Source organism: Sphingomonas sp. GlSt437 (assembly GCF_048015635.2).
Lineage (GTDB): Bacteria > Pseudomonadota > Alphaproteobacteria > Sphingomonadales > Sphingomonadaceae > Sphingomonas.
Genome location: NZ_JBPGYA010000001.1, coordinates 690,757 through 707,539, shown reverse-complemented (window position 1 = coordinate 707,539; position 16,783 = coordinate 690,757). Strand labels below are relative to the sequence as shown.

Below are 16,783 nucleotides of genomic sequence, written 5' to 3'. Positions count from 1 at the left end.
TATAGCGCCGCCGACCCTTCACAGACAGGCGACGCCCATGCACCCCTCCGCCGCGCTCGGCCGCATCAACCCCAGCCCGACGCTTGCCGTCACCGCGCGCGTGTTCGAGTTGAAGCGTCAGGGCGTCGATATTATCGGCCTCGGCGCCGGCGAGCCCGATTTCGACACGCCCGACTTCGTCAAAGAGGCGGCGATCAAGGCAATCCGCGACGGCCAAACCAAATATACCAATGTCGACGGCACTCCTGAGCTGAAGGAAGCGATCGTCGCCAAGTTCAAGCGCGACAACGGCCTCGATTACAGCCCTGCGCAGGTCACCGCCAATGTCGGCGGCAAGCACACGCTGTTCAACGCGATCGTCGCGACCGTCGAGGCCGGCGACGAAGTCATCGTGCCGGCGCCCTATTGGGTGAGCTATCCCGATGTCGTGCAATTTGCCGGCGGCACGCCCGTGTTCATCGCGGCGGGCCCCGAGCAGCACTACAAGATCACGCCCGCGCAGCTTGAGGCGGCGATTACGCCCAGGACCAAATGGCTGATCCTCAATTCGCCGTCCAATCCCACGGGTGCGGCCTATTCAGCGGCGGAACTTAAGGCATTGGGCGAAGTCCTGGAGCGTCACCCGCATGTCTGGGTGTTCGCCGACGATATGTACGAGCATATCGTTTATGACGGCTTCGAATTCGCGACGATCGCGCAGGTCTGCCCGTCGCTCTATGAGCGCACGCTGACGGTCAATGGCTGTTCCAAGGCTTATGCGATGACCGGCTGGCGGATCGGTTTTGCCGGCGGCGCGCCGTGGCTGATCAAGGCAATCGCCAAGCTCCAGTCGCAATCGACCAGCAATCCCTGCTCGATCGCGCAGGCGGCGGCGGTCGCGGCGCTGACCGGTCCGCAGGATTTCCTGAAGGAGCGGGCGGCGGCGTTCCAGGCGCGGCGCGATCTGGTTGTGTCGATGCTCAACCAGATCAATGGCATGACCTGCCCGCGTCCCGAAGGCGCGTTCTACGTCTATCCCGAATTTTCCGCGCTGATCGGCAAGACGACGCCCGCCGGCAAGCGGATCGAGACCGACGAGGACATGGTCGCCTATCTGCTCGATGACGCGCGGGTGGCGGCAGTGCAGGGCGCGGCGTTCGGTCTCTCGCCGGCGATGCGGATCAGCTATGCGACGTCGGACGCGTTGCTCACCGAGGCATGCAGCCGCATCCAGGCCGCCTGCGCCGCGCTGCGTTAAGCTTGATCGCGCACCGAGCCTAAACTTTTTTGGCTGATAGCATCGCTTGGCCTTGATTGCGGGCGAAGCGTAACAATTTACCGGCCAACAGTCGCGCCCAGCGGTGGGCGAGGCGATAAACTCCAGGGAAAAGCGTGTGATGGGCCAGTTCCTCAAATCGGAAATGTTGTGGCAACTGGTCGGCGGCTTTGGCCTTGGTACGGTGATGCTGATTGCCTTGTCACCGGCAGACGGTGTCCACACGGCGCTCAAGCACCTCACGGCGGTGCTGGGCCTTAGCTGAAAATTTTATTGGGTGGCGTGTAACGGCTGCCATTGCTGCTGCGTAAGCTGGGCATCGATCGAAAGAAGGATGTACCATGATGCGTAACTTGCTGTTGGGTGCGGCTGGCGCCGGCGCTTTGGCCTTGACGCTGGGCATGCCCGCCGCTGCCGAGCGGGCCGTGCCGATCCCCGCGCCGCTGCATGACGTGCCTGCCGCTAATGGCAACCAGGTGGCCGTGCTTGCCGGCGGCTGCTTCTGGGGCATGGAAGCCGTGTTCGAGCATGTAAAGGGCGTGCAATCGGTCACCGCAGGCTATGCCGGCGGCACCGCCGACACGGCGACTTATGATCAGGTCTCGAGCGAAACGACCCACCATGCCGAGGCGATCCGCATCGTCTACAACCCGCGCCAAGTGAGCTACGGCACCCTGCTGCGCGTCTATTTCTCCATCGCGCACAACCCGACGGAGCTCAATTACCAAGGCCCCGATGAAGGCACGAGCTATCGCTCGGCGATTTTCCCGCAAAGCCCGGCGCAACGCGCGGTCGCGGCGGCCTATATCGACCAATTGAGCCGCGCCCATGCGTTCCCGGCGCCGATCGTGACCAAGCTTGAGACCGGTAAATTCTACCCGGCCGAAGCGTATCACCAGCATTTCTTCGATCGGAACCCCGACCATCCGTACATCGCGCATTGGGACAAGCCCAAGGTCGCGGCGTTCATGGCGGCGTTCAAGTCGATAGCGAAGTCGTGATGCGTTGATTTGACCCGATTGCCCGGCTCCCCCCTTGCCGGGCATGACGCGCGGCTCGCCTGCTCCCCCCTTGGCAGGCGAGCCGCTTTGTTCTTGGGGTCAGGCCCGTTCGAATCCCGCCGGCGCATCGCCAAAGCCGGCGCGCGGGCGGCGATCGACGTAGAGCTCGAACAGATCGGGCCGCGCATAATGGCCATCGGTATCGAGCGAAGTCAGGCCGCGGCCGATATCCATCAGGTCAAGCTCGGCGACCAGCAGATCGGCATCGCTGCCGGCTTGCGAGATGACAGTGCCGTCGGGCGCGATGATCGCGCTGCCGCCGAACTGGATTTGCCCCGCCGGCATCCCCATCAGCAGATCGCGCGCATCGGCGTCGCCACCGGCAAGCTCCAGGCCCGCCAGCACTTCGTCGCGCGTCTGGATGGTGCCGGCGGCGAGCACGAAGCAGCGCCCCTCGAAGGCGTAATGGCGGCTGGCGAGCAGATACATGTCGCGCACGCTGGGCCAGGCGGCGACGTGGATGCTCTCGCCCTGATGGTGCATCAGCGCGCGGGTGAGCGGCATCCAATGCTCCCAGCAGATCAGGTGCCCGACCTTGCCCCATTCGGCCTCGTGGATTTCGAGCGTCGATCCGTCGCCGCGCCCCCAGATCATCCGTTCGCCATGCGTCGGCACGAGCTTGCGGTGGAGCAAGGGCGGCGCGTCGGGGCGGAAGATATATTGCGTGTTGGCCAGGCTGTTGCGCACCCGCTCATGCGCGCCGACCGAGACGACCGCGCCCGATTGGTCGACCAGCGCCTGGATGGGCTCCAGCCGCGGATCATTCGGCCGCAGTGCCTGATCGAGCATGATCGCATGGAGCGATTGCGTGCCTCTATGGTCCCACAAGGCAGCATTGGGCGCCTCGTCGAGCCAGACCGGGTAACCGCCCAGGAACGTCTCGCCGAACGCCACCATCCGCGCGCCCACATCGAGCGCGTCGCTGATATGCTCGGCGAGCGCGGCGAGGCCATGGGTGATCGCCAGCGGCACCGGCGGCGCCTGCACGATCGCGGCTTTCAACATTTTGCTCATTCCACCCAGTCCAGTCCGATATCGCGATAGATGTCGCGGTCCTCGTCCCAGCCTTCCTTCACTTTGACGTGGAGGTAAAGATGGACCGGGTGGCCCATCAGCGCGGCGAGCTCGGCGCGCGCGCGGGCGCCGATTTCCTTGATCCGCGCGCCGCCTTTGCCGAGCACGATCGCGCGTTGCGTCGGCCGCGCGACGAGGATTTGCTGGTGGATCTCGACCGAGCCGTCGGGCCGCTCCTTATACTGTTCGGTCTCGACCGCGCTGTCATACGGCAGTTCGGCATGGAGCTGGAGATAGAGCTGCTCGCGCGTCACTTCGGCTGCCAACATGCGCTCGGTCGCGTCGGAGACCTGATCCTCGGGGAAATGCCAGGGGCCGGCGGGCATCGCGTGTGCCATCGCGGACTTGAGCTCCGGCACGCCGTCGCCGCTTGCAGCGCTGACGAAATAGGTCTCCTCGAACCCCGCCGCCGCGTTGAGCCGTTCGGCATGGACGAGCAGCCGCGCCTTGTCGGCGATGTCGACCTTGTTGAGGATCAGCCATTTGCGCTCGCGGCGGTTGGCGAGGCCCTCGGCGATCGGCATCACCTTGGGGCCGAGCCCGCCCTTGGCATCGACGACCAGCGCGATCAGATCGGCGCCTTCCGCGCCGCCCCAGGCCGCCGCCACCATCGCGCGATCGAGCCGGCGCTTGGGATCGAAAATGCCGGGTGTGTCGACCAGCAATATCTGCGTCTCGCCCTCGATCGCGACGCCCATCAGCCGGGTGCGCGTCGTCTGCGCCTTGGGGCTGACGATCGCGACTTTCTGGCCGACCAGCGCATTGACCAAGGTCGACTTGCCCGCATTGGGCGCGCCGACTATGGCAACGACACCGCAGGATGGATTATTTATCGCCTTCATTCACTATCCGTTCGGGCTGAGTCTGTCGAAGCCCCGTTCTTGGACTTGGCCAGCCGCGCGATATCGTCCCAATCGCCACGGATCAGGGCCATTTTCTTCGTGCGGCTCCACCCTTTGATGCGCTGTTCGGCTTCCAATGCTTCGATGCGGCTCGTAAATTCCTGACTCCAAACCAATGCGACCGGCAACCGTTCGGCGGTGAAGCCGGGAATTCTGCCTTCGTGGTGCTGTGCCACGCGACGATCAAGATCATCGGTATGACCGAGATAATAGCTGCCGCCGCGGCAGTGGAGCATATAGACCCAGAATGTCATTGGGCCGTCCATGCGGCACGACAGAACGGCCCTTCGACAAGCTCAGGGCGAACGGAAGGTGGGAACAACAAGCCTGCAACCTTGAACCGTTCGGGCTGAGCTTGTCGAAGCCCCGTACTCCCGCGCCGCAAGCATTGCCCGCCGCTCATGCCTCCACCTTCGCCAGCAGCGCCGCTGCCGCTGCGGTTTCCGCTTCCTGCTTGGAGGCGCCCGTAGCACTTGCCTCGGCGAGCTTGCCGATCGCGACGCGGACGGTGAAGCGCGGCGCGTGTTCCGGGCCGCTGCGATCGGTGACGCTATATTCCGGCGGGCGGCGATTGTGCCGCGCTGCCCATTCCTGCAGCGCCGATTTGGGGTGCTGCGGTGCGCGCGGGCTCGCGGCAATCAGGTCGCGCCACAGCCGCCGCACCGCGCCGCGCGCCGCATCGATGCCGTGATCGAGATAGAGCGCGCCGATCAGCGCTTCCATCGCATCGCCCAGCACATTGTCGCTGTCCGACGCGCCATCGTCGCGCGCCTGCTTGCCGAGCTTCAGGTGCAGCGGCACGCTGATCCGTCGCGCGATCGAGGCGCAGACCGCGCCGGTGACCAGCGCGTTCAAGCGCTTCGACAACGCGCCTTCGGGCTCGTCGGGAAACTCGGCATAGAGCCATTCGGCGATCGCCAGCCCCAGCACGCGGTCGCCCAGAAATTCGAGCCGCTCATAATGCTCGGCGCGGTGGCTGCCATGGGTCAGCGCGCGCTCGTACAATGCAAGCTGGCCGGGCGCAGTGCCGAGGCTGTCGGCAAGCCACGCGCCAAGCGCATCGTCGCTCAAATGTTGCTCCCGATGCGGCCAAAGCGCGCCGAGGAGAACCACGTCCAGGGCAGAATCCACCACGCCGATCCGTCGGTGGACCAGAAGCGATGGCTTGCTTTGCCCTCGATATTGACGACCGGTACATAGCTGATGCCACCTTCGCTGGTCGAAAAGCGGCTGTCTTCGCTGTCGTCGCGATTGTCGCCCATCAGGAAGACATGGCCGGCGGGCACTGTATAAACGCCGGTATCGTCGGCGCGAGTCGTGCCGCGATCAAGCGTCATATAGCTGCGGCCATTGGGCAGCGTTTCGCGATATTGGTGATAGCGGCAGACGGGTTTGCCATTCTGCGTCGTCAGGAACGGCGCGGGGCAAGCGATCTCGCCAGTGCGTGCGTCGGGCACCGTGCTGTAATTGGGCGAAATCGGGATGACGAAATCGGCGACACGGACATGCGGCACCGCGACGCCGTTCAGGATCAGCTGGCCGCGGCGCATCTGGATCGTATCGCCCGGCAGACCGATGACGCGCTTGATCCAGTCCTCGCTGTTGCCGGGCGGTGCCTTGAACACGACGACGTCGCCGCGCTCGGGCAAGCGGCTGAAAATCCGCCCTGGGATCAGCGGTGCACCGAACGGCAGCGAATAGCGCGAAAAGCCATAATTCCATTTCGACACGAACAGATAGTCGCCGACATAAAGGCTCGGCAGCATCGATTGCGACGGGATGTTGAACGGCGAAAAGATGAAGCTGCGCAGCACCGCAATCGCAATGACGAGCTTCAGCAGGAAGCTCAGCGTCTCGCGGACTTCGCTGCGCACCGTGCTTTCGGGCGGGGTCGCATGGGCGAGCGCGGGACTGCTGGGATCGTTCATGGCGCGCCCGCTTTGCGGCGAGGCGATGCCCGGCGTCAAGCGCTGCCACGTCCTTCTTGCGTCGCGCCGCTGGCCAGTGGCGCGGGCGCCGCATCGGGGCTAGGGGAGGCGCGCTATCTCAAGCGACAGGAGCCCGCCATGCCCGCCGACTGGACCGCCATCGAAACCTTGTCGCCCGGCCGGCTGGAGGCGTTGTTCGCGGCGGACCCGGATCGTGTCGCGCGCTTTTCGGTCGATGTCGCGGGGCTGTATTTCGATTTTTCGAAGACGCACCTGACGACAGAGGCGATCGCCGCGTTCGACGCGCTTGCCCGCGCGCAGGATCTGGCGGGAAAGCGCGAGGCGCTGTTTCGCGGCGAGACCGTCAACGTCACTGAAGGCCGGGCTGCCGAGCATCTCGCCGAGCGCGGCGAGGGCGCCGAGGAAAGCGTTGCGCGCGCGGCGCAGACGCATCTGCGGATGCGCGCGCTGATCGACGCGATCGAAGCCGGCGCGCTGGGGGATATCCGCCATATCCTCCATATCGGCATCGGCGGCTCGGCGCTCGGTCCTGAGCTGCTGGTCGATGCGCTCGGCCGCGACGAGGGGCGCTATGACGTTGCGATTGTCTCCAATGTCGATGGCTGCGCGCTGGAAGAGGCCTTCGCCCGGTTCGAGGCGGATGCGACCTTGGTCATCGTCGCCTCCAAGACCTTCACCACCACCGAGACACTGCTCAACGCGCAGAGTGCGCTGGCGTGGTTGAAGGAAGGCGGGGTGGACGATCCTTATGGCCGCGTCGTCGCGCTCACCGCCGCGCCGGACAAAGCGGTGGAGTGGGGCGTCGACGATACCCGCGTGCTGCCCTTCGCCGAATCGGTCGGCGGGCGCTATTCGCTGTGGTCGTCGATCGGTCTGCCGGCGGCGCTGGCGCTGGGCTGGGAAGCATTTCAGGAACTGCTCGAAGGCGCCGGCGAGATGGATCGCCATTTCCGCCTCGCCGCTGCCCACGAAAATGCGCCGGTGCTCGCGGCTTATGCCGACCTTTATTACACCCAGGCGCGCCATGCCGAAACGCGCGCGGTGTTCGCGTATGACGAACGGCTGCGGCTGCTGCCGAGTTATCTCCAGCAGCTTGAGATGGAATCGAACGGCAAGGGCGTTACCGTTGACGGCAAGCCGGTCGGCCGCCCGACCGCAGCCATCACCTGGGGCGGGGTGGGCACGGATGCGCAGCACGCGGTGTTCCAGCTGCTCCACCAGGGCACGCATCTCGTGCCGGTCGAGTTCGTCGCGGTGGCGGAGGGCGGCGACGCGCTCGACCCCGAGCATCACCGGCAATTGCTCCTCAACTGCTTCGCGCAAGGCGCCGCGTTGATGAAGGGGCGTCCTAACGATGCCGACCCGGCGCGCGCTTATCCCGGTGACCGGCCGTCGATGACGGTGCTGCTGGAGACGCTCGATCCGCGCACGCTGGGCGCGCTGATCGCCTTTTACGAGCAGCGCACTTTTGCCAACGCCGCGCTGCTCGGCATCAACCCCTTCGATCAGTTCGGCGTTGAGCTGGGCAAGGAAATGGCCAAGGCAGCGGGGACGGGCGCGCTCGATTTCGATCCGTCTACGACCAATCTCATTAAGAGGTCTGGGTTGTCGTAACCAGCTGGTGTCCCTAGCTTTACGCCAGCGTTGCGCAACGCTCATCAATCTCGACGCGCGGGGGACCAATGGCATTCGATTATGACCTGTTCGTCATCGGCGCGGGGTCGGGCGGGGTGCGTGCGGCGCGGGTTTCCGCGGCTTATGGGGCCAAGGTGGCGATCGCCGAAGAATACCGCGTCGGCGGCACCTGCGTCATCCGCGGCTGCGTGCCCAAGAAGCTGCTCGTCTATGGCGCGCATTTCGCCGAGGACTTGGCCGATGCGCGCCGCTTTGGCTGGGACGTGCCCGATTGCGACTTCAGCTGGCCGACGCTGCGCGACAATGTGCTGGCAGAGGTCGATCGCCTCAACGCCGCCTATACGACCACGCTCGACAGCCATAAGGTCGAAGTGATCCTGGAGCGCGCCGAGGTCGCCGGCCCGAGCAGCGTGCGGCTGGCAAGCGGCAAGACGGTGACTGCCGGCAAAATCCTCATCGCCACCGGCGCCCGGCCGCAGCTGCCCGATTTCCCCGGTGTCGAGCATGGCATCACCTCGAACGAGGCGTTCCACTTGCCCGCGCTCCCGAAGCGCGTGCTGATCGCCGGCGGCGGTTATATCGCCAATGAATTCGCCGGCATTTTCCACGAATTCGGCTGCGAGGTGACGGTGCTAAACCGCACCGATGTCATCCTGCGCGGCTATGACGAGCAGATCCGCGACCGGTTGCTGCAAATCTCGATGGCCAAGGGCATCCAGTTCCGCTTCAACGCCGCGTTCAAGGCGATCGAGAAGCAGGCCGATGGCAGCCTGAAGGTCCAGCTAACCAATGGCGCCGAGATGGACGTCGATTGCGTGATGTACGCGATCGGCCGGGTGCCCAACACCGAAGGACTCGGCCTCGAAGCGGTCGGGGTCGAGCTCAGCAACGGCGCGGTCAAGGTCGATGCCGATAACCGCAGTTCGGTAGAGACCATCTTCGCGGTCGGCGATGTTACCAATCGCGTCCAGCTGACCCCAGTGGCGATCCGCGAAGGCCAGGCCTTCGCCGATACCTTCTTCGGCGGCAAGCCCACCCAGGTCGATTATGGCTGCATCCCGTCGGCGGTGTTCAGCCACCCGCCGATCGGCGCTGTCGGGCTCACCGAGAGCCAAGCCAAGCAGAAATATGGCGCGGTGCGCGTCTACACCTCTGATTTTCGGCCGATGAAGAATGTGCTCGCGGGTCGCAACGAGCGCGCGCTCTATAAGATGGTGTGCGAAGCCGCCTCGAATCGCGTCGTCGGCCTCCACATGATCGGCCCGGAATCAGCCGAGATCGCTCAGGTCGCGGCAGTGGCAGTAAAGGCGGGGCTGACCAAGGACGCGTTCGACCAGACCGTCGCGCTCCACCCGACCATGGCCGAAGAACTGGTGTTGATGAAATAGCCGGTCAGGCTGCTGGCCGTACCCTGCTGGCTCTGCCGCGTAAACCGTGCTTCACTTGTCGCCAATCATTGGGGAGGCATTGATGCACGCTGACGAAACCGCGCGACCATTCGGGCTGTGGATGGCGACCGCGCTCGTCGTCGGCGGGATGATCGGCGCGGGGATTTTCGTGATGCCGGCGCAGCTTGCACCGCTCGGCGCGACTGGCCCCGCGGCTTGGCTCGTCGCGATCGGTGGGGCGCTCGTGCTGGCATGGCTGCTTTCCCGGCTGACCGCGATGCGGCCGGCGAGCACTGGCGCGATCGCGATCTGTGCCGAGGCGATGGGGCCACTCGCCGGTGTATTGATCGGCTGGAGCTATTGGATCGGCATCTGGTCGGCCAATGCGATTATCTCGATTACCGCGGCGCGCTACCTTTCGGTCTTCGTGCCCGCGCTGCGGGCCTCACCGCTGCGGTTGGCGCTGGCGGCGACCGCGCTCATCTGGCTGATGACGTTGCTCAACCTGCGCGGCGCCAAGACGGCGGGCTGGTTTCAGGTGGCAACCACGGCGCTCAAGCTGCTGCCGCTGCTCGCGGTCGTGGCGATCCTTGTTGGCCTGGCGTTCAGCGGGGGCGCGGCGTTCATCGCTTATCCGCATGCCGCGTTCAGCGCTGGCCAGGTCACGCCGGCGCTGACGCTCGCTTTCTTCGCGGTCGTCGGTTTCGAGGGCGCCTCGCTCGTCACCGAGCGCGTGCGCGATCCCGCCCGCAATGTCGTCCGCGCGACGCTGGCGGGGCTGGCGGTGACGGGGCTCATCTACATCATCGTCTGCACCGGTATCGACTATGCCTTGCCGCAGGATGTCGCCGCCTCAGCCACCGCGCCGATCGCGCTGTTCGTCGAACGCTTCTGGGGGGAATGGGCGTCGCTCGCGGTCGCCGCCTTCGCGGTGATCGCCACGGTGGGCTGCCTCAATGGCTGGGTACTGGTACAGGGGGAATTGCCGCTCGGCATGGCGCGTGCGGGGCTGCTGCCGCGTTGGTTCGCGCGCACATCGAGCGCTGATGTGCCGGTGCGCGTGCTGTTGCTGGCGAGCACGCTGGCCAGCATCCTGGTGCTCAGCAACGCCTCGAACGGCACTGCCGGACTGCTCGACTTCATGCTGCGGCTAACGGCGGCGGCGACCCTGTGGTTTTATGGTGGCGTGTGTGTCGCTGCCTGGCGCTTCGGCGTCGCGCGCGGCGCGGCGCTGATTGGCCTGGCGTTTACGGTCTGGGTGATGTGGGGGTCGGGCGAGGCAGGATTGTGGAGCGCCTTACTGATGGTCAGCGCCGCCCCGCTATACTGGTTGCGCCCGCGCGACACGGCAAGCGCGGCCGAACCGGCGCTGGGATAGCGCCGGCCCGGCCGTTCGCAAGTTACCAGATGTGCACGCGCTGATCGGGCGCGAGGTACAGCTTGTCGCCGGGCTTGACGTTGAACGCGGTGTACCAGGCGTCGACATTCCGCACGATGCCGTTCACCCGGTAATAAGCCGGGCTGTGCGGGTCGGTCAGCAAGCGCTGGTTTTCGAGCGCCGGACGCAGCTTTTGCTGCCATGCCTGCGCATAAGCGAGGAAGAAGCGCTGGTCGCCGGTCAGCCCGTTGATCACCGGCGCCTTGCCGTGCTTGGCCTGGTAGCGTTGATAGGCCGCATAGGCGGCTTCGACGCCACCGAGATCGCCGATATTCTCACCCAGCGTCAGCTTGCCGTTGACGTGCGTGCCGGGCACCGGCTCATATTTGTCATATTGGCTAGCGAGCGCTGCGGTGCGCTTCTTGAACGCTTCCTTGGCCGCCGGTGTCCACCAATTCTCGAACTTGCCGGTCGGGCCGAACAGGCTGCCCTGATCGTCAAACCCATGGCCCATTTCGTGGCCGATCACGGCGCCGATCGCGCCGTAATTCACTGCCGCATCGGCATTGGGATCGAAGAAGGGCGGCTGCAGAATGGCGGCCGGGAATGTGATCTGGTTGGTGAGCGGATAGTAATAAGCATTCACCGTCTGCGGGGTCATGCCCCACAGCGTGCGATCGACGGGCTTGGGGAAGCGCGACAGCTCGAGCTGATGCTGGAATTCGCCGGCGCGCTGGATGTTGCCCAACATATCGCCCCGCACGACCTTGAAGCTTGAATAGTCGATATATTTTTCGGGGTGGCCAATGCGCGGCTCGAACGCGGCGAGCTTGACGAGCGCTGCCTTGCGGGTCGCGTCGTCCATCCAGGTCGATGCGCTGATCCGGTCATTATAGGCCGCGCGCAGATTCTCGACGAGTTCGGCCATCTGCGATTGCGCGGCGGGCGGGAAATAGCGAGCGACATAGAGCTGCCCGACCGCTTCGCCCAGCGCGCCATTGGTGAGCTGAACGCCGCGCTTCCACCGGTCGCGCTTCACCTGCACACCGCCCAGCGTCTTGCTGTAAAAGTCGAAGTTGGCGTCGTCGAACGCCTTGGGCAGGAAAGTCGCGTTGCTGCTGATGAAGTGGAAAGCGAGATAGTCTTTCCAGGTCTGAAGCGGTGTCGCGACCAAAATTTTGCCCATCGCGGTGACGGCAGTGTTGTTCGCCATCAGGATCGTCGGCGACGAGTCGAGGCCAGCCGTCTTCAGCATCAACGCCCAGTCGAATTCCGGCGCCTTGGCCTTCAGCCCATCGACTGTTTCGGGGTCGTTGAGCTTGGCGATGTCGCGGCTCTGCTCGGGCGACCATTGGTCCTTGGCCATCGCGGTTTCGAGCGCGACGACCGCATCGGCCTTGGCGCTGGCGTCGCCAATGCCGCCCAGCTCGAGCATTTTCTGCACATAAGCGCGATAGGCCTTGCGGTAATTCTCGTATTTCTCGCCTGGCAGCAGATAATTGTCGCGCGCCATGCCGAGGCCGCTCTGGCCGGTCGCGGCGATATAATGCGTGGGGTCCGCCAGCGACGGGAAGATGCCGAGCTCGACCGGGCTCTCATAGCCGGTCGTCGCGAACAGCACCTGCAGATCGGTGAGGTTGTTCACCGCGGCGATACGATCGAGATAGGGCTTCAGCGGCGCCGTGCCCTTGGCCTCGATGCCCGCCTCGTCCATCCAGCTCGCGTAAAAGTCGCCGACTTGCTTGCCGGTCGCGCCATAAGCGCCGGGATTGGCGGCCATGTCGTCCAGAATTTTGCGGACATTGACCTCGGCTTCGTCGGACAGGATGTTGCCATAGCCGACCGCGCCCTTGTCGTCGGGAATCTGAGTCCGCTTCGACCAGCCACCGTTCATATAGGTCCAGAAGTCGTCGCCCGGCTTGACCGTTTTGTCTTGCGCGGTCAGGTCGACGCCGAAGCTGCCATAGCGCGGCTTGGCGGTTGCCGCCGCGCTGTGGCTGGTGGTCGCGGTCTTGGTGAAAGCGGGCGCAGCAAGCGCCAGCGCGGCAACCCCGCCAGCCAGCAGAACGAGCCTGGTCGAACGCATCAATATCTCCTCTCGCAAAGGGACTTCCCCAGTGTGCCGGCGTGCTATAGCGCTGAGTCGCTAGGCGCGCAAGCGGCAATGTAATGGACGCCTTACTTTATTTCAGGTGTCCATGACAATGATTTTTAACCGGTCACGCGGTTGGCAACCAGATCGTTGACCACTGACGGATCGGCGAGCGTGCTGGTATCGCCCAGGCTCGACACATCGCCCTCGGCAATCTTGCGCAGGATGCGGCGCATGATCTTGCCGCTGCGCGTCTTGGGGAGGCCGGGGGCGAATTGCAGCGCGTCGGGGGTCGCGATCGGGCCGATTTCGGTGCGAACCCATTGGCGCAATTCGACCCGCAAGTCGTCCGACGCCGCTTCGCCGGCGTTGAGCGTGACATAGGCATAGATGCCCTGGCCCTTGATGTCGTGCGGCATGCCGACCACCGCGGCCTCGGCGACCTTGGGATGCAGGACCAGCGCTGATTCGACCTCGGCGGTGCCCATGCGGTGGCCGCTGACGTTGATGACGTCGTCGACGCGGCCAGTGATCCAGTAATAGCCATCCGCATCGCGCCGCGCGCCGTCGCCGGTGAAATACTTGCCTTTGTAGGTGGTGAAATAGGTCTGGAAGAAGCGCTCGTGATCGCCCCACACGGTGCGCATCTGCCCCGGCCAGCTGCGCGCGATGACCAGATTGCCCTCCGCCGCGCCGCTCAGCACATTGCCCTCGGCATCGACGATCTGCGGGTCGACGCCGGGCATCGGCCGGGTGGCGCTGCCGGGCTTGAGGTCGGTCGCGCCCGGCATCGGCGCGATCATCGCGCCGCCGGTTTCGGTTTGCCACCAGGTGTCGATGATCGGGCAGCGCCCCTCGCCGACGACGTCATGATACCAGCGCCACGCCTCGGGGTTGATCGGCTCGCCGACGGTGCCGAGCAGCTTCAGCGAGGCGCGGCTGGTCGCCTTCACGAAGCCATCGCCATCCTTCATCAGCGCGCGGAGCGCGGTGGGCGCGGTAAAGATGGTGTGGACCTGGTGCCGGTCGACGATCTGCCAGATGCGGCTGGCATCGGGCCAGTTGGGCAGGCCTTCATACATCAGCGTCGTCGCGCCGTTGGCGAGCGGGCCGTAAAGGATATAGCTGTGCCCCGTCACCCAGCCGATATCGGCGGCGCACCACCAGACATTGCCGGGGCGGTAATCGAAGCACAGCTCATGCGTCAGGCTCGCCCAGAGCAGATAGCCGCCGCTGGTGTGGAGCACGCCCTTGGGCTTGCCGGTCGAGCCACTGGTATAGAGGATGAACAGCGGGTCCTCCGCGCCCATCGGCTCGGGCAGGCAATCGGTGGAGACCGCGGCGGCGGCGTCGTGATACCAGATGTCGCGGCCCGGCTGCATCGGCACATCGCCGCCGGCCGCCTTGACGACGATGACTTTCGCCAGGCCGGGGGCGTGGTGGGCAGCGGCATCGACCGCCGCCTTGAGCGGAATATGCTTGTCGCCGCGCCTGCCCTCGTCAGCGGTCACGACGATCGTCGACCCGCAATCGCTGATCCGTCCCGCCAGCGCTTCCGCCGAAAACCCGCCGAACACCACCGAATGGATCGCGCCGATCCGCGCGCAGGCGAGCACCGCGAACGCGGCCTCAGGGATCATCGGCAGGTAGATGGTGACGCGGTCGCCCTTGGCGACGCCCTGGCCCTTCAGCACATTGGCGAAGCGGCAGACTTCGGCGTGGAGCTGGCGATAAGTGAAGCGGCGGGGTGCTTCGGTTGGATCGTCGGGCTCCCAGATCAGCGCGGTTTCTTCGCCACGCTTGGCGAGGTGCCGATCGATACAGTTGGCGCTGACGTTGAGCTTGCCGTCGGCGAACCAGCGGATATGAAAATCTGCCTCATCGAACGACCAGTCGCCGGCAATCTCCGGCCGCTTGATCCAGTCGAGCCGCCGCGCCTGTTCTAGCCAGAAGCTGCCCGGATCGGCGAGCGCGCGGCCATAAAGCTTCTCATACCCCGCGGCATCGACGCGCGCATTGGCGGACCATTCGGGCGGCACAGGGTAGAGATCGGTCATCGGCGGTCCGTCAAAGGAAATTGTTCGGCCAGATCATCGTTCGCCACATGTGCGCGGTGGGCGAGTTATCGAAGCCCAGGCCCTCCTCGGGCTGGCGGAAATGGCGGCCGATAATGTCGGTGAAGATTTCCGCGCTCGGCTGCTCGTCGCTTTCCTCGAAGAAATAGAGGTCGTTCAAGGTCACGATCCGCGCCGACATGTACCAGCGGTGATTGCGGGCGTATTCGGCGTCGCGGCGGATATAGTCCTCGGGCACATAGTCCGGGCCGAAAAAGCGGTGATAGCTCTCGGGATAGGCATAGCCGACGCTCTCATCGGCATAATAGCGTAGCGCCTGGTGGTATTTGACCGCGAAGGTGATTTCCTCGTCGACATAAGGCGCGATCAGCTGCGCGCCCCAATAGCCATGGTCGCCGCGAATGAGGCCGACATTGGCGAAATCGTGGAGCAGGCAGGCAAGCACGATCTTTTCCGGCTGCCCCTCGTCCAGGGCGCGCTTGGCCGAACTTACCAAATGCCGCCCGGTGATGCCGCCGACGCGGTAGCGGAAGAAATCGAGCAGCGTCGGCGCCTCGGGCATGCGCGGCAAGGCAGGGTTGTCGCCCATCATCATCACCGTGTCGGGCGACAGCCGGGCCAGCGCTTCATGCTCGCCGGTTGGCACGCCGGTACCGACGGTGGCGACCGGCGGCGGGATGATCAGCCGCTCGCGCCCTTCCTGCGGCCAGGGTCGGTGCTCGGCGAGAGACAGCGCGTCGGCGGAGTGGAGAGCCTGCATCCCGTTGTTGTGCCGCAGCTTGGCGACTGCCCGCAAGGCTAATCGGTGGACCAATCGCGCGTGATCGCTGCTTGGCAGCACATAGGTTGCAACGTAAAACCCACCCATCTCAGAAAAATGGAGTCGCGCGATGGCGGGCAAGGTATTGGTAACGGGCGGCAGCGGTTACATCGCGAGCTTCATCATCCGCCAGCTCGTCGCGGAGGGGTGGCAGGTCAACACGACGATCCGCAACCTGGCGCGCGAGGCAGAGGTGCGCGCCGCGCTCGACGTTCCCGCCGACAAGCTAACGTTTTTCGCCGCCGATCTGACGAGCGATGCCGGCTGGGCGGACGCGGTTGCCGGGTGCAGCCATGTCGAGCACATCGCCTCGCCGCTGCCGACCGGGCGCATCCGGCACGAGGACGAGCTGATCGTGCCGGCGCGCGACGGGGCGCTCCGCGCGCTGAAGTTCGCCAAGGCGGCGGGCGTGAAGCGCGTCGTGATGACCTCGTCAGTCGCGGCGATCGCTTATGGCCATGGCAGGAAGATCGGCAAATATACCGAGGCCGACTGGACCAACATCAACGGCCCTGAAGTCCATGCCTATGCCAAATCGAAGACGATCGCCGAGCGTGCCGCGCGCGACTGGATGGCGGCCGAAGGCGGCGAGATGGAATATTGCTCGGTCAATCCCGCCGCGGTGCTCGGGCCGGTGCTGAGCGCCGATTTCTCGGGCTCGATCGAGATCATCACCCGGCTGGTGTCGGGCGCGCTGCCGGGCCTGCCCAATTTCGGCTTTGGCGTCGTCGACGTCCGCGATGTGGCGGACCTCCACGTCAAAGCACTGACCGCGCCCAACATGAACGGCGAGCGCTTCATCGCCTCGGGCCCGTTCATGATGATGAAGGACGTCGCTGCCGTGCTGCGCGCGCGGCTCGGCGCAGACGCGCGCAAGGTGCCGACGCGCGGGCTCCCCGATTTCGTACTGCGCACCGCCGCGCTGTTCGATCCCACGCTCAAGATGGTGACGGGCGAGCTCGGCAAGGTTCGTGAGACGCCCGCCGATCATGCCCGCGCCGTGCTCGGCTGGACGCCGCGCCCGGCGGAACAAACGCTCGTCGATTCGGCGCGCAGCGTGATCGATCATGGTGTCGTAAAGCTGTAGTGCACTTCCCGCGCGATCTGGCACATTTGTGCGACAATTGCGCTCTAGGGGCGCGACCACGTCTCTA

The 16,783-nt window shown here is 65.1% G+C and carries 15 protein-coding genes; 7 read left to right on the top strand and 8 right to left on the bottom strand.

Features of this window, described 5'->3' with window-relative positions; genetic code table 11:
• Window positions 1–37: 37 nt before the first annotated feature.
• The 3 genes from ACLB0R_RS03710 (at window position 38) to msrA (ending at window position 2,256) form a co-directional block, all read left to right on the top strand.
• Window positions 38–1,237 carry a pyridoxal phosphate-dependent aminotransferase gene (locus ACLB0R_RS03710; protein WP_416642002.1) on the top strand — a complete coding sequence of 400 codons (1,200 nt, stop codon included), beginning with the start codon at window positions 38–40 and terminating at the stop codon, window positions 1,235–1,237.
• Between the two features lie 139 nt (window positions 1,238–1,376).
• Complete coding sequence (locus ACLB0R_RS03705; protein WP_416642001.1) at window positions 1,377–1,520, top strand: hypothetical protein; 144 nt, start codon at window positions 1,377–1,379, stop codon at window positions 1,518–1,520.
• Window positions 1,521–1,596: 76 nt separating this feature from the next.
• Complete coding sequence (msrA, locus tag ACLB0R_RS03700; RefSeq protein ID WP_416642000.1) at window positions 1,597–2,256, top strand: peptide-methionine (S)-S-oxide reductase MsrA; 660 nt, start codon at window positions 1,597–1,599, stop codon at window positions 2,254–2,256.
• 99 nt (window positions 2,257–2,355) lie between these two features.
• Here msrA and ACLB0R_RS03695 read toward each other — a convergent pair whose 3' ends face one another.
• From ACLB0R_RS03695 to lepB, 5 genes are all read right to left on the bottom strand, one after another.
• Window positions 2,356–3,330, bottom strand: a complete 975-nt coding sequence (locus tag ACLB0R_RS03695; RefSeq protein ID WP_416641999.1) for a carbon-nitrogen hydrolase family protein — start codon at window positions 3,328–3,330, stop codon at window positions 2,356–2,358.
• Window positions 3,327–4,232 (bottom strand): GTPase Era, encoded by a 906-nt coding sequence (era, locus tag ACLB0R_RS03690; protein WP_416641998.1) that lies wholly within the window; start codon window positions 4,230–4,232, stop codon window positions 3,327–3,329. Before era ends, ACLB0R_RS03695 begins: the two co-directional genes overlap by 4 nt.
• Window positions 4,229–4,546, bottom strand: coding sequence for a GIY-YIG nuclease family protein (locus ACLB0R_RS03685; RefSeq protein WP_416641997.1), 318 nt, complete (start codon window positions 4,544–4,546; stop codon window positions 4,229–4,231). Before ACLB0R_RS03685 ends, era begins: the two co-directional genes overlap by 4 nt.
• A 145-nt stretch (window positions 4,547–4,691) precedes the next feature.
• Window positions 4,692–5,363, bottom strand: a complete 672-nt coding sequence (gene rnc / locus ACLB0R_RS03680; protein WP_416641996.1) for a ribonuclease III — start codon at window positions 5,361–5,363, stop codon at window positions 4,692–4,694.
• A complete protein-coding gene (gene lepB / locus ACLB0R_RS03675) occupies window positions 5,360–6,220 on the bottom strand; it encodes a signal peptidase I (protein WP_416641995.1) in 861 nt (286 codons plus the stop codon). The genes rnc and lepB overlap by 4 nt, the downstream gene beginning before the upstream one ends.
• A 138-nt stretch (window positions 6,221–6,358) precedes the next feature.
• On the opposite strand from lepB, the gene pgi reads away from it, so the two are divergent.
• The 3 genes from pgi (at window position 6,359) to ACLB0R_RS03660 (ending at window position 10,642) form a co-directional block, all read left to right on the top strand.
• Complete coding sequence (gene pgi, locus ACLB0R_RS03670) at window positions 6,359–7,855, top strand: glucose-6-phosphate isomerase (protein ID WP_416641994.1); 1,497 nt, start codon at window positions 6,359–6,361, stop codon at window positions 7,853–7,855.
• A 68-nt stretch (window positions 7,856–7,923) separates the two neighbouring features.
• The gene (gorA, locus tag ACLB0R_RS03665; protein WP_416641993.1) at window positions 7,924–9,264 is read left to right on the top strand and encodes a glutathione-disulfide reductase; all 1,341 of its coding nucleotides are present in this window, start codon (window positions 7,924–7,926) and stop codon (window positions 9,262–9,264) included.
• Between the two features lie 82 nt (window positions 9,265–9,346).
• The gene (locus tag ACLB0R_RS03660; protein ID WP_416641992.1) at window positions 9,347–10,642 is read left to right on the top strand and encodes an APC family permease; all 1,296 of its coding nucleotides are present in this window, start codon (window positions 9,347–9,349) and stop codon (window positions 10,640–10,642) included.
• Between the two features lie 22 nt (window positions 10,643–10,664).
• Here the strand turns inward: ACLB0R_RS03660 and ACLB0R_RS03655 are convergent, their stop codons facing one another.
• From ACLB0R_RS03655 to ACLB0R_RS03645, 3 genes are all read right to left on the bottom strand, one after another.
• Complete coding sequence (locus tag ACLB0R_RS03655; protein WP_416641991.1) at window positions 10,665–12,728, bottom strand: M13 family metallopeptidase; 2,064 nt, start codon at window positions 12,726–12,728, stop codon at window positions 10,665–10,667.
• A 125-nt stretch (window positions 12,729–12,853) separates the two neighbouring features.
• Complete coding sequence (gene acs / locus ACLB0R_RS03650; protein WP_416641990.1) at window positions 12,854–14,791, bottom strand: acetate--CoA ligase; 1,938 nt, start codon at window positions 14,789–14,791, stop codon at window positions 12,854–12,856.
• A 10-nt stretch (window positions 14,792–14,801) separates the two neighbouring features.
• Window positions 14,802–15,569: a hypothetical protein gene (locus ACLB0R_RS03645; protein WP_416641989.1), complete on the bottom strand. Its 768-nt coding sequence runs from the start codon at window positions 15,567–15,569 to the stop codon at window positions 14,802–14,804.
• A 130-nt stretch (window positions 15,570–15,699) separates the two neighbouring features.
• Between ACLB0R_RS03645 and ACLB0R_RS03640 the strand changes: the two genes are divergently transcribed.
• Window positions 15,700–16,716 (top strand): SDR family oxidoreductase, encoded by a 1,017-nt coding sequence (locus ACLB0R_RS03640; RefSeq protein WP_416641988.1) that lies wholly within the window; start codon window positions 15,700–15,702, stop codon window positions 16,714–16,716.
• Window positions 16,717–16,783 lie beyond the last annotated feature (67 nt).